The organism is Planobispora rosea (assembly GCF_014648175.1).
GTDB lineage: Bacteria > Actinomycetota > Actinomycetes > Streptosporangiales > Streptosporangiaceae > Planobispora > Planobispora rosea.
This window is the reverse complement of sequence record NZ_BMQP01000032.1, coordinates 1-12,024: the sequence shown is the minus strand read 5'-3', so window position 1 is coordinate 12,024 and position 12,024 is coordinate 1. Positions and strand designations below refer to the sequence as shown.

Annotated in this window: 10 protein-coding genes and 1 pseudogene; 6 read left to right on the top strand and 5 right to left on the bottom strand. The window is 72.1% G+C overall.

Annotated features, from left to right (window positions below; translation table 11 throughout):
• The first annotated feature begins 62 nt into the window (after positions 1-62).
• Positions 63-869: an ABC transporter ATP-binding protein gene (locus IEZ08_RS27130; protein WP_203863498.1), complete on the top strand. Its 807-nt coding sequence runs from the start codon at positions 63-65 to the stop codon at positions 867-869.
• Positions 870-888: 19 nt separating this feature from the next.
• Here the strand turns inward: IEZ08_RS27130 and IEZ08_RS27125 are convergent, their stop codons facing one another.
• The 3 genes from IEZ08_RS27125 to aceA all read right to left on the bottom strand — a co-directional run bounded on the left by IEZ08_RS27125 (position 889) and on the right by aceA (position 3,372).
• On the bottom strand, positions 889-1,176 hold the full coding sequence (locus IEZ08_RS27125) for an HU family DNA-binding protein (RefSeq protein ID WP_068923076.1): 288 nt from the start codon (positions 1,174-1,176) through the stop codon (positions 889-891).
• Between the two features lie 428 nt (positions 1,177-1,604).
• Positions 1,605-1,820 carry a hypothetical protein gene (locus IEZ08_RS27120; RefSeq protein ID WP_141703875.1) on the bottom strand — a complete coding sequence of 72 codons (216 nt, stop codon included), beginning with the start codon at positions 1,818-1,820 and terminating at the stop codon, positions 1,605-1,607.
• Between the two features lie 262 nt (positions 1,821-2,082).
• Complete coding sequence (gene aceA / locus IEZ08_RS27115) at positions 2,083-3,372, bottom strand: isocitrate lyase (protein ID WP_068923077.1); 1,290 nt, start codon at positions 3,370-3,372, stop codon at positions 2,083-2,085.
• Positions 3,373-3,674: 302 nt separating this feature from the next.
• Between aceA and IEZ08_RS27110 the strand changes: the two genes are divergently transcribed.
• Complete coding sequence (locus IEZ08_RS27110; RefSeq protein ID WP_068923078.1) at positions 3,675-5,144, top strand: helix-turn-helix domain-containing protein; 1,470 nt, start codon at positions 3,675-3,677, stop codon at positions 5,142-5,144.
• On the opposite strand, the gene IEZ08_RS40350 is transcribed toward IEZ08_RS27110, so the two are convergent.
• Positions 5,129-7,054: a hypothetical protein gene (locus tag IEZ08_RS40350; RefSeq protein ID WP_189243250.1), complete on the bottom strand. Its 1,926-nt coding sequence runs from the start codon at positions 7,052-7,054 to the stop codon at positions 5,129-5,131. The two genes, IEZ08_RS27110 and IEZ08_RS40350, sit on opposite strands and share 16 nt — an antisense overlap.
• Positions 7,055-7,184: 130 nt before the next feature.
• Here IEZ08_RS40350 and IEZ08_RS27100 point away from each other — a divergent pair, with 130 nt between their 5' ends.
• On the top strand, positions 7,185-8,141 hold the full coding sequence (locus IEZ08_RS27100; RefSeq protein WP_068923080.1) for a glucosyl-3-phosphoglycerate synthase: 957 nt from the start codon (positions 7,185-7,187) through the stop codon (positions 8,139-8,141).
• Positions 8,142-8,189: 48 nt separating this feature from the next.
• Here the strand turns inward: IEZ08_RS27100 and IEZ08_RS27095 are convergent, their stop codons facing one another.
• Entirely contained in the window at positions 8,190-8,762 is a 573-nt protein-coding gene (locus IEZ08_RS27095; protein WP_068923081.1) for a TetR/AcrR family transcriptional regulator, read from the bottom strand.
• 97 nt (positions 8,763-8,859) lie between these two features.
• Here IEZ08_RS27095 and IEZ08_RS27090 point away from each other — a divergent pair, with 97 nt between their 5' ends.
• The 3 genes and pseudogenes from IEZ08_RS27090 to IEZ08_RS27080 all read left to right on the top strand — a co-directional run.
• Complete coding sequence (locus IEZ08_RS27090; RefSeq protein WP_189243249.1) at positions 8,860-10,050, top strand: MFS transporter; 1,191 nt, start codon at positions 8,860-8,862, stop codon at positions 10,048-10,050.
• A gap of 111 nt (positions 10,051-10,161) precedes the next feature.
• The gene (locus IEZ08_RS27085) at positions 10,162-11,382 is read left to right on the top strand and encodes an acyl-CoA dehydrogenase family protein (protein ID WP_068923083.1); all 1,221 of its coding nucleotides are present in this window, start codon (positions 10,162-10,164) and stop codon (positions 11,380-11,382) included.
• Between the two features lie 305 nt (positions 11,383-11,687).
• A pseudogene (locus IEZ08_RS27080) lies at positions 11,688-12,024 on the top strand (hypothetical protein); the annotation flags it as partial.

Below are 12,024 nucleotides of genomic sequence, written 5' to 3'. Positions count from 1 at the left end.
GCGGGGCGGGGCGCGGCTGATCCGTTAGGGTGAGCGCTCGAACCGAGCCGAAGGGGGCATCCGTGTCAGGGGCGATCGAACTGAACGCTGTCGGGGTCCGGGTGGTCGGCAGGGCGCTTCTGGCGGATGTCGACTGGCGGGTGGAGTACGGCCAGCACTGGGTGGTGCTGGGGCCCAACGGCGCGGGCAAGACGACGCTGCTGTCGCTGGCGGCGGCCGTACGGCACCCCAGCCAGGGCGCGGTCACCGTGCTCGGCCAGCGGCTGGGCCGCGTCGACCTGCGCGAGCTGCGCCGGTGCATCGGCCTGGTCGCGGCCAGCCAGCGACTCGTCGACGAGGAACTCCTGGAGGAGGAGGGCGCCACCGCGCACACCGTCGTCCTCACCGGTCACACGGGGACCAGCGCCCCGCTCTGGGACCGGTACGGCCCGGCCGAACACGAGCGCGCGCACCGGCTCCTGGCCGACATGGGCTGCAAGGACCTGGGCGAGCGGCTGTTCCGCGTCTGCTCCCAGGGGGAACGGGCCCGGATCCGGGTCGCCAGGGCGCTGATGGCCGAGCCGGCGGTCCTGCTGCTGGACGAGCCGTTCGCCGGGCTGGACCTGCCCGCCCGGGAGGACCTGATCGCCGCGGTGGAGGAACTCGCCGCGACCCGCCCGGCGCTGACCACGGTCACCGTCACGCACCATCTGGAGGAGGTCCCGGCCACCACGACGCACGCCCTGCTGATGCGCGACACCAGGGTGCTGGCGTCGGGGCCGGTGGGGGAGGTCCTCACGAGCGCCGGCCTGTCGGAGTGCTTCGGCCGTCCGCTCCGGATCGACCACCTGGACGGCCGCTGGTACGCCCGGGCCGTACGCGACCGCTGAACCCGGGCCGGGCGCCGGGTCAGTCCTTCTTGCGCTGGCGGATCAGTCCCATGAACCCGGGACTGGGCTTGAACTTCGCCGTCCAGGTCTCGGCGATCTCCAGCGGCTCGCCGGTCTGCGGATTACGTCCGGTGCGTGCGGGTTTGTGGACGATCTCGAAGGAGCCGAAACCGGGGATCGCGACCTTGTCCTCGGCGGCGACGGCGTGCTGGATGGTGTCCAGGATCGCCTCCAGCGCCGCGGCGGTCTGCCGCCGGGTGAGGCCCGCCTCCGCCGCGGCCTTCTCGATCAGCTCGCGCTTGTTCATGCCCTGTTTCCTCGTGTGTGCCCGGGAGAGCCAACATTACGGGGAAGTCCGGGTCGCGGAACAGCGCCGGGGGGACGGTGCCGGCGCGAGCGGTGCCCGCCGTCCCGGCGGACGGCGGGCACCGCTCGCGCTCCGTCCCGGTGCTCTGGCGCTCCGTGACGGATCAGGGACGTGGGGGCTGTCCGGCCAGCCGTTCCGCCTCCCAGTGCAGGGCCTCGACGAGGACGAGCTCCAGGCGGAGGTCTTCGTCTGCGAGGCCGTCCAGGACTTCCATCGGGCCTCCTCGCCTACAGCGACGCTCCGCGCGTCACGGCGGTTCACATCGTCGCGGGAACGCCTATGGTTGTGCGCCCGGCCGCCCGGCCGCCCGGCCGCCCGCTCCGGATCGCCGGGGGCCGCCGGGGATCGCCGGGGCCCCGGAGCCGAGGTCAGACGCGCGTGCGGCCGAGGACCGGCTCGTCGGAGGACTCCTCCGCCGGGACCAGTTCCGCCAGGTCCACGTACCGGTTCACCTCGGTGACGTCGGCGCAGTAGGCGACCAGCATCCGCCGGTGGCCGACTGTCCGGGTGACGCGCAGGCAGGGCTGGTCGTTCCGCATGATCGCTTCCACCTGGATGCCGCTCGGCCCTCGCCAGATACCCATGAGACCGAGGCTACGGAGAGCAAGGTAAGGACGGGGTAACCATCTGGGCATATCCCAATGGAATAGAGGTAACCCCATCAAATCGTGAATTGGATGACAGATTTGGGCGATCACCGCATGCGCGAGGCCCCGCCGTGCGGACTCGGGGGGAAAGTCCGTGCGGCGGGGCCTCGGTCCCGACCTGGTCATCGAGCCCGCCCGGGGGGAACCATCCCATGCCCTGGACGTGTCCGGGCGGGCTCGATGCGAACCAGTGTCCGAGTCAGTGAGCCTCGAACTGCTCCTCCTCCGTGGAGCCCTTCAGGGCCGTGGTGGAGGAGTCCGGCGCGATGGCCGTGCTGACCAGGTCGAAGTAACCGGTGCCGACCTCGCGCTGGTGGCGGGTGGCGGTGTAGCCGCGCGACTCGGCGGCGAACTCGGCCTCCTGGAGCTCGACGTAGGCGGTCATGCCGTCGTTGGCGTAGCCCTGGGCCAGGTTGAACATCGAGTAGTTGAGCGAGTGGAAGCCCGCCAGCGTGATGAACTGGAACTTGTAACCCATGTGGCCGAGCTCGCGCTGGAACTTGGCGATGGTGGAGTCGTCCAGGTGCTTCTTCCAGTTGAAGGAAGGCGAGCAGTTGTAGGCCAGCATCTGGTCCGGGTACTGCGACTTGATGGCCTCGGCGAACTCGCGGGCCACGTCCAGGTCCGGGGTGGAGGTCTCCATCCAGAGCAGGTCGGAGTGGGGGGCGTAGGCCAGGCCGCGGGCGATGCAGGCGTCGACGCCGTTGCGCACGCGGTAGAAGCCCTCGGCCGTACGGTCGCCGGTGGTGAAGGCCCGGTCGCGGGGGTCCACGTCGGTGGTCAGCAGCGTCGCGGCCTGAGCGTCGGTCCGCGCGATGATCAGAGACGGGACACCCAGGACGTCGGCCGCCAGGCGGGCCGCGTTGAGGGTCTTGACGTGCTGGCCGGTCGGGATCAGCACCTTGCCGCCGAGGTGGCCGCACTTCTTCTCGGAGGCGAGCTGGTCCTCCCAGTGCACGCCCGCCGCACCGGCGGCGATCATGCCCTTCATCAGCTCGAAGGCGTTGAGCACGCCGCCGAAACCGGCCTCGGCGTCGGCCACGATCGGAGCCAGCCAGTGCGGCGCGTTCTCGTCGCCCTCGGACCAGGTGATCTGGTCGGCGCGGAGCAGCGCGTTGTTGATGCGGCGCACGACGGCCGGGACCGAGTTGGCCGGGTAGAGGCTCTGGTCCGGGTAGGTCTGCGAGCCGAGGTTGGCGTCGGCCGCCACCTGCCAGCCGGACAGGTAGATCGCCTTCAGACCGGCCTTGACCTGCTGGACCGCCTGGTTGCCGGTCAGCGCACCGAGCGCGTGCACATAGTCCTCGGTGTGCAGCAGGTCCCACAGGCGCTCGGCGCCGAGTCGGGCGAGCGTGTGCTCCTCCTGGACCGAACCCCTCAGCCGGACCACGTCCTCAGCGGTGTAGGACCGCTCGATGCCCTTCCAGCGAGGGTTGGTCTCCCACTCGCGCCGCAGCTCGTCTGCGGCTCCCTTGAGGCGATCGTTCATTTTTCACTCCTTGTCGTCCCCTGGGTGCCTTGCTGAGAAGTGTGTTCCCCATCGAAACGGGCAAACAAGGCCGTTTTTGCGGAAAGAACGACGTTTTTTCTTGGTAAGTGAATACTGGATAGTATTCAGTGGAGAAGAACTTCAGAGTTTTCGCTATGGACTAGACCAATCCGGGCTGTGGTCCAGGCCACTGGAGCGAGGGGCTCGGAGGGTCGCCTGCCGAGAGTGTGGCTGGCGGCCGTCCGGCCCGGGGATGGCGAGCGGGGTAGAAAATACTTTGAAATTTCCCCTAGGATCAGAGCATGGGATCCTTGGTGGGGGAAGAACCGCTGTCTTTGACGCAGGAGCTTGATCTCATCGCCTTCGGGCAGCGGCTCCGACACCTGCGCAAGCAGCGCGGGCTCACCCTTTCCGACCTGGGCGAGCGGGTCGGCCGGGCACCGAGCCAGCTCTCCCTGCTGGAGAACGGCAAGCGCGAGCCGAAACTCTCCCTCCTCAAAGGCCTGGCCGCCGCCCTGAGCGTGCCGGTGGAGGAACTGCTGCGCCGTCAGGCCCCCAACCGCCGGGCCCAGCTGGAGATGGCCCTGGAGGAGGCCCAGCGCGACCCGCTGTACGCCAGGCTCGGCCTGGCCCGGCTGAAGGTGTCCGCGCGCGTGCCCAACGATGTGCTCGAACACATCCTCGGCCTGTACGGCGAGCTGCGCTCACGCGAGACCAAGGGCACCGCGACCCCCGAGGAGGCCCGGGTCGCCAACGCCGAGCTCCGCCGCAAGCAGCGCGAGCAGGGCAACTACTTCCCCGAGATCGAGAAAGCGGCGGCCGAGGCGCTCGCCGCGGTCGGCTACCGGAGCGGGGCGCTGTCGCAGAGCACCGTCCAGGCGCTGGTCACGCACTTCGGCTACACCGTGCAGACCGTCCAGGACCTGCCTCGCACGGTCCGCTCGATCACCGACCTGCGCAACCGGCGCATCTACGTCAAGCACGAGCAGCTCGGCATGCACACCCCCCGCACGATCCTGCTGCAGACCATCGGCCACCTGGCCCTGGGCCACCACAAGCCCCGCGACTTCGCCGACTTCCTGCGGCAGCGGACCGAGGCCAACTACTTCGCCGCCGCCGTGCTCGTGCCCGAGGCCGCCGCCGTCCCGTACCTGCGGGAGGCCAAGCAGGACCGGGCGCTCAGCGTGGAGGACCTGCGCGACGTGTTCGCCGTCTCCTACGAGATGGCCGCGCACCGCTTCACCAACCTGGCCACCCACTTCCTCGACCTGGTCTGCCACTTCGTCCGCAACGACGCCGGCGGGATCATCTACAAGGCCTACGAGAACGACGGCATCGTCTTCCCCGCCGACGAGCAGGGCGCGATCGAGGGCCAGCGGATGTGCCTGCAGTGGTCGGGCCGGCAGGTCTTCGCCTCGCCCGACCGCTTCTCGGTCTACTACCAGTACTCCGACTCGCCGACCGGCACCTACTTCTGCGTCGCCCACGTGGACCCGAGCCGCGAGCGGGACTTCGCCATCACCCTCGGCGTGCCGTACCGCGAGTCACGCTGGTTCCGCGGCCGGGAGACCGTCAACCGCACCAAGTCCGACTGCCCCACCGGCGACTGCTGCCGCCGCCCGCCCACCGAGCTGACCCAGCGCTGGGAGGGCTACGCCTGGCCCTCGGCCCGCGCCAACTCCCACGTCCTGGCCGCGCTCCCGCCCGGTTCCTTCCCCGGCGTGGACGAGGCCGACGTCTACTCCTTCCTGGAGCGTCACGCCAGCGGCTGAGACGGGGCGAGGGCCGGCGGGATGAGGACCGCCGCCGGGTGACCGCAGAACCGGTAGGCCAGCGCCGCCGCCGAGCCCGCGCAGCGCAGGGAACGCAGGACCTCGGCGGGCGCCTCCCCGGACAGGCCGCGCCCGTGGAGCTGCGCCGCCAGCTCCCGCGCGGCCTCGGCGGCGACCGGCCAGAGCGGGGCGGCCACCCCGCCCGCCCCCGCCACCAGCAGCGCCTGGGCCGCGTCCGGATCGTGGTCCCCGGAGAGGAAGACGAACGGCGCGCCGCCCACCCGGCACCCGGCGACCAGGCGCGGCACGAGCGCCGGGCCGCCCGTCACCACGATCCCGGCCCCGCCGGACAGGGCCGGGCCGATCATCTCCGGTGGCCCGCCGAGCGCCGCCAGGGCGTGCCGGAGGCCGGCGGCGTCCGCCGTGGCGGCCACCGGCGGCGGCAGCTCGGGCCGGCGCCCGCCCAGGGCCCAGCGGCCGACCGCCGTCTGACAGTTCAGGAAGACCGGGAGGGACGGGTCGAGCGGGTGCTCCATGGCCGCCAGCTCCCAGGGGACGTACGGCTCCTGGGAGAGGAACAGGATCCTCGGCGGGCGCGGCGCGATCCGCGCGGCCACCGCCTCCAGCAGCTCCCAGAACCCGGGCGGGATCTTCAGCGCGACCTGCCGCCCGGCGCCGCGCAGGTAGATGGACAGGTCCGAGCGCCCGGCCCGGGTGGCGACCTGCTCGATCAGGTCGCGGGCGTACGCCGGGGCGGGCGCGCCCAGCTCGCAGGGCTCGGCCCGGTCGGGAGTGACGAAGTGGGGGGACAGATAGGTCCACCACAACCGCCCCGGGCGGTCGCCGTGGGCGATGACGGCGGTGACGTCCGGGGGCGCGCCGTACCGGCCGGCCATCTCGTGCGGGCGGACGGGGGCGCCCGCGACCGGGGCCGCGCCGGCGTCCCGGCCGGGCGGGCCGGGCGGACGGGCCGGGCCGGGAGAGCCGAGGACGGTGACCGCTCGCACGCCGTACCCGGTCACCTGCCCGCGCACGGAGTAGACGGCCTGAAGCCGACGGGCGGCCGTCCGCGCGTCCTGCCCTTCCGGCCGCTGCGTCCCGTCCGGCGGGCGGGCGACCAGGTTCACGACCGCGGCGGGGTACGGCGACGCCTCGTCCACGCGGAGCCGTACCCGCCACCCGCCCGGCGCCTCGAACCCCTCGGCGATGAGCTGCACGTCCAGGTCGAACGGCTCGGGCGGGACGGCCGCGCCCGCCGGAGCGCCCGCGGACTCCCCGGCGTTTCCAGCGGCCCCGGGCGCGGTTCCGTCCGCTCCGGGTGCGGGTCCGCCGGCTCCGGGTGCGAGCCCGACCCGGACCTCCAGGCCCCAGCCCGCCACGACCTCGCCGACCGCTTCGATCAGCGGGAACGCCTCCCGGCGCACGGGCTGCGCCGGCCTGCCGCGCCGCCTGCGGAGGGCGCCGGTCAGCCGGTGCAGCACCGAGGGCTTCTTCTCCGGAGCCGGAGCCGGAGACGGAGACGGAGACGGAGACGGAGCCCGGGCCGCATCCTGGGCGGGCGCCGGCAGCACCCGGTCCCCGGTGACCGGGATGGCCGGGGGAGGGGGAACAGGGGATGCGGGAGCCTGGGACGCGGGAGCGGCGCCCGGGGGAGCGGCGCCCGGGAGCGCGGGGGCCGGGAGCGCGGTCTGATCGTTCAGGCGCAGGAGCGCGGCGAGCCGGTCCCAGGCGGGGCCGTGCTGCGCGAGCAGCATCACGACGGTGTTCGCCAGTGCCTCGGGTTCCCGTCTCCCCTCCTCGGCGAGCAGCGGGTCGAGCCTGTCGCGCAGCGCGCCCGCCGCCTCGCCCAGCAGCCCGTCGAGTTCGGCGCTGACAGTCCGCGCGGCCCGCAGTACGGCCACCGGGTCCATGCCGTCTCCTCCCGCTCGGTCTGAACTGATCTTCCCACTCACCGGACGAGGGCGGGAGCCGGTGCTGAGGGTGAATCGGTGCACCATAGGGTGATATCTGTGGATTCCGAGGTGACGGGAAAGGTGGGCTGTGCTGCCTGAGGTGGAGGCATGGCTGCGCGGCCGTACATCATCGTCGGAGGACTGGCCCCTGTCCTGGCTGCTGGCGGCCAAGGAGGACACGACGGTCAGCGTGGTCCTCCCGGCCCGTGACGAGGACGAGACCGTCGGGGAGATCGTCTCCGCGATCCGCCGTGATCTCATGGACGCGGTGCCGCTCGTCGACGAGCTGGTGGTCATCGACTCCCGCTCGACCGACGACACCGCCGCGCGCGCGGCGGCGGCGGGGGCGCGGGTGGCCGCGCAGGACGAGATCCTGCCGGATCTGAAACCCCTGGACGGCAAGGGCGAGGCGCTGTGGAAGTCCCTCGCCGCGACCTCCGGTGACCTGCTGGTCTTCGTCGACGCCGACCTGCGCGAGTTCGACACCTCGTTCGTGACGGGACTGCTCGGCCCGCTCTTCGGCGACCCGGACGTCGTCTACGTCAAGGGCTGCTACGACCGGCCGCTGCGCGACATCGGCAACGGCGGCGGCCGGGTCACCGAGCTGGTCGCCCGCCCCCTGCTCAACCTGCACTGGCCGCTGCTGGCCGGGTTCGTCCAGCCCCTCGCCGGGGAGTACGCCGGGCGGCGCTCGGCGCTGGAGCGGGTCCCGTTCGTCACCGGCTACGGAGTGGAGCTCGGCCTCCTGATCGACCTGCTGGACCTCTACGGGCTGGACGCGCTCGCCCAGGTGGACCTGGGCCGCCGGGTCCACTCCCACCAGTCCACCGACGCCCTGGGCGTCATGGCCGCGCAGATCCTGCAGACCGCCTGGTCCAGGCTGGGACGCCAGGACAAGATGATCCCGCTGCACGACCCGTCCCCCCTGCTGGCCCAGTTCCGCCGCGGGGCGGACGGCCACGAGGCGACGGTGCGGGACGTGGCCGTGGCCGAACGCCCGCCCATGGCCACGGTCTCCGGGTACGGCGCCCGTACCGCGGGCTGACCGCGCGCTGTGACCGGCTGGGCGGGAGGCCGCCGGCCGGGCGCGGGATCACCGGCCGAGGGCCGCGCGGACGAACGTGACCAGGTGCTCGCGCATCGCCGCCCTGCCCTCCTCGGTCGCCGTCTCCTCACCGAGGGCGAGCCGGCTGAGCCGGGGCATGGCCGTCGGCCACACCGCCAGGCCGACGAGCGTCAGCATGGTGCGTGCCGTCTCGCGTGACGACTCGGCTCCCAGGCCGGCGGCCAGGGAGGTCGCCTTCCCGTTCCAGGAGGCGACGCGCTGCTCCTGTCCCTGCAGGTCGTCGTCGCGGTAGTGCAGCGACTCCCACATCAGCAGCCGGGTCAGATCCGGGTGGGCGAGGTGGAAGTCGTAGAGCTTGCCGACGTACTCGGCGGGGTCGTCGCCGGGCATCATCGCCACCGCCTCGACCACTTCGTTCAGGGCGGTGACGACGACCTGGTCGAACAGCTTCTCCTTGCTGCCGAAATAGCCGTAGATGCGCTCCTTGTTCACCCCGGCCCGCTCGGCGATGCGGTCGACGCGCGCCCCCGCGATGCCGTACGCGGCGAACTCGGTGCGGGCGGCGGCGAGCAGGGCGTCCTTGGTGGCTTCCTTCGGCATGGGCCGATTTTATCCACCAACCGGTTGGTCTCCTCGACCATCTTCTGGCCAACTAGTTGGTTGACATCCAACTGGTTGGTTGGATACCGTCCCCGCCATGACGCAAACCCTCTCCTCCCCGGCGCCGGCCCTCCCGCCCGCCGCGGCCGTCGCCCCGCTGGGCCGTACGGTCTCCGTCTTCGTGCTCACCGCCGGCCTCGCCAGTGGCCAGCTCTACATGGTGATCCCCCTCCTGGGGGAGATGGCCGCCGGGTGGGGCGTCCCCGCGGGCGGACTGACCTGGCTCGTCACCGCCTTCGGAGCCGGATACGCGGCGGGCTTCCTGCTCTTCGGCCCGCTCTCCGACCGGTACGGCCGCAGGCGCCTGCTCTCGTACGGCCTGCCGATCGCGGCGGTCGCCACCGCCCTCGTCGCGGTGAGTCCGGACCCCGGCACGGCGATCGCGTTGCGGGTGGTCCAGGGAGTGGCCGTCGCGATGTTCCCCCCGGCCGCGATGGCCTACCTCGCCGAGCGGGTCGAACCTCGCCGCCGGATGGTCGCGATCACCTCGGTGACCAGCGGGTTCCTCGCGGCCGCCGTCCTGCTCCAGGTCGCGGCCCAGCTGCTCGGGGACGGGCTGGGCTGGCGGGGGATGTTCCTGGTGTCGGCTCTCGCCTTCACGGTGGCGGCGGTGGCGGTGCGGGCGGTCATGCTGCCCGACCCCGTCCGCGAGATCACGGGCTCGTTCCTCTCGGCCTACCGGGCCGTGCCCGTCCTGCTCGCCAAGCCCGCCCTGCTGTTGCGCTACGCCGCGACCGTCACCGTGCTCGCGAGTTTCGTCGCCCTCTACACCGGCCTGCAGATCACCGGAGCCGCCGGCACCCCGGACGCGCTGCTGGCGCTGCGGGCCAGCGGGCTGCCCTCGATGATCCTCGTCCCGCTGCTCACACCCTGGCTGGTCAAGGTCCCGGCGCTGCCCCGCGCCGCGGGGGCCCTGATCCTGTGCGCGCTCACTCTTGTCACCGTCGGCGTGACGGCACCCGGTGCGATCGGTCTGGCACTGCTGCTGGCCGTCTACGTCGCCGGGATCAGCGCGGGCGGGCCCGCGCTGAACGAGTCCGTGGCCCAGCTCGCGGGGGAATCGCGAGGCACGGCTCTGGCCCTGTTCACCTTCGCCCTCTTCCTGGGCGGCAGCATCGGCCCGCAGATCGCCGCCCTCCTCGGTGACTTCCGTACCCTGCTGTACGGCCTCGCCGCGCTGCTGGCGGCGGGCGCGGCCGGAATCCTCGCCTCGATCCGGGGCAGGTAGGCGTCCGGCAGGCGCGGGGAACCGGGGGTCCCGGATTGCGCGGGAGGCCGTACCGGCCAGTAGGGTGTGGGGGTGTTACCCTTGGTAACGTCTTCCCGGAGGAGTGAGAGAATGAGCGAGACCGGCTTCTGCCCGGAACTGAGCGCCGACGTGCGCGAGGTGCGCGACTGGGTGCACGAGTTCGCCGCGACGGTGGTCCGTCCCGCGGGCGCCGAATGGGACGAGCGGGAGGAGACTCCCTGGCCGGTCATCCAGGAGGCCGCCAAGATCGGCCTCTACTCGCTCGACTTCTTCGCCCAGCAGTGGTTCGAGCCGAGCGGCCTCGGCCTGATCGTGGCGTTCGAGGAGCTCTTCTGGGGCGACGCGGGGATCGGCCTGTCCATCGTCGGCACCGGCCTGGCCGCCGCCGCCCTGTCCGCCAGCGGCACCTCCGAGCAGATGGGGGAGTGGCTGCCGCAGATGTTCGGCACCCCCGACGACATCAAGCTCGGCGCGTTCTGCGCCTCCGAGCCGGACGCCGGGTCCGACGTGGGCGCCATCCGCACCCGGGCCGTCTACGACGAGGCCTCCGGCGACTGGATCCTCAACGGGGTGAAGACCTGGGCCACCAACGGCGGCATCGCCAACGTGCACGTCGTCGTCGCCTCGGTCGACCCCTCGCTCGGCACCCGGGGCCAGGCCACCTTCGTCGTCCCCCCGGGCACGCCCGGCCTGTCGATGGGCCAGAAGTTCAAGAAGCACGGCATCCGCGCCTCCCACACCGCCGAGGTCGTCCTGGACAACGTCCGCCTGCCCGGCTCGTGCCTGCTCGGCGGCAAGGAGAAGCTCGACGCCCGCCTCGCCCGGGTGCGCGAGGGCGGCCGCTCCGGAGAGCAGGCGGCCCTGCGCACCTTCGAGACGACGCGGCCCTCGGTCGCCGCCATGGCCGTCGGCATCGCCCGCGCCGGATTCGAATACGCCCGCGACTACGCCCGTGAGCGCGAGCAGTTCGGCCGCAAGATCGGCGAGAACCAGGCCATCGCCTTCCTCCTGGCCGACATGGCCACCCGCGTCGACGTCGCCCGCCTGATGACCTGGCGCGCGGCCTGGATGGCCCGCAACGGCAGGTCCTTCAACCAGGCCGAGGGCTCGATGTGCAAACTGGTGGCGGGGGAGACCGCGGTGTGGGTGACCGAGCAGGCGATCCAGATCCTGGGCGGAGCCGGCTACACCCGCGAACACCCGGTCGAGCGCTTCCACCGCGACGCCAAGATCTACACCATCTTCGAGGGCACCTCCGAGATCCAGCGCCTGATCATCGGCCGCGCCGTCACCGGCCTGCCCGTCCGCTGAGATGTCCGCTCCCCGAAAGCGGGGCTTGACCCCTCGTTTTCAGGGCTTGTTCAGTCCCTGTTCGGTCAGAGGTCGGTTCGCGAGTCGACGTCCCCTTCGCCGCTGGGATACGGCTTGCGCTGTCGACTGCGCCGATGAGCTGGTACGGCTCGGCGTCGACGATTCCTGCAGGCGGGGATGGGACGGAAGTCCCACCGACTGCAGGACCTTGGAGACGTGGGTGTGAGCCGTACGGCTCTGCGGGAAAGACCGGGCCGGCCGATTAACTGGGTGACGAGAGAAAGAAACCGATAAAGGAGCCAATCATGGCCATCATCGAAGGCCGTAAGCCGGTCAACGGCCACGTCGTCACCCCCGTTACCACCTCCGCTGGAACCCACGCCGTGGCGGGCCGTACCCCCGCCGCCTACGCCTGGGCCGCCGCCCGCATCGCGCTGGGCTGGGTGTTCCTGTGGGCCTTCGTCGACAAGCTGTTCGGCCTGGGCTTCGCCACCCCGGCCGCCAAGGCCTGGGCAGGCGGCGGCAGCCCCACCACCGGCTTCCTCAAGGGCAGCGGCGAGAACGCCCTGGGCGGCTTCTTCAGCAGCCTGGCCGGCCAGGCCTGGGTCGACTGGCTGTTCATGCTCGGCCTGGCCGGCGTCG

Coding starts and splice junctions, on each gene's coding strand:
- IEZ08_RS27095 (WP_068923081.1), bottom strand. CDS start 8,762: ATGCCGAAGGAAGCCACCAAGGACGCCCTGCTCGCCGCCGCCCGCACC.
- IEZ08_RS27120 (WP_141703875.1), bottom strand. CDS start 1,820: ATGGGTATCTGGCGAGGGCCGAGCGGCATCCAGGTGGAAGCGATCATG.
- IEZ08_RS27125 (WP_068923076.1), bottom strand. CDS start 1,176: ATGAACAAGCGCGAGCTGATCGAGAAGGCCGCGGCGGAGGCGGGCCTC.
- IEZ08_RS27110 (WP_068923078.1), top strand. CDS start 3,675: ATGGGATCCTTGGTGGGGGAAGAACCGCTGTCTTTGACGCAGGAGCTT.
- IEZ08_RS27085 (WP_068923083.1), top strand. CDS start 10,162: ATGAGCGAGACCGGCTTCTGCCCGGAACTGAGCGCCGACGTGCGCGAG.
- IEZ08_RS40350 (WP_189243250.1), bottom strand. CDS start 7,054: ATGGACCCGGTGGCCGTACTGCGGGCCGCGCGGACTGTCAGCGCCGAA.
- IEZ08_RS27090 (WP_189243249.1), top strand. CDS start 8,860: ATGACGCAAACCCTCTCCTCCCCGGCGCCGGCCCTCCCGCCCGCCGCG.
- aceA (WP_068923077.1), bottom strand. CDS start 3,372: ATGAACGATCGCCTCAAGGGAGCCGCAGACGAGCTGCGGCGCGAGTGG.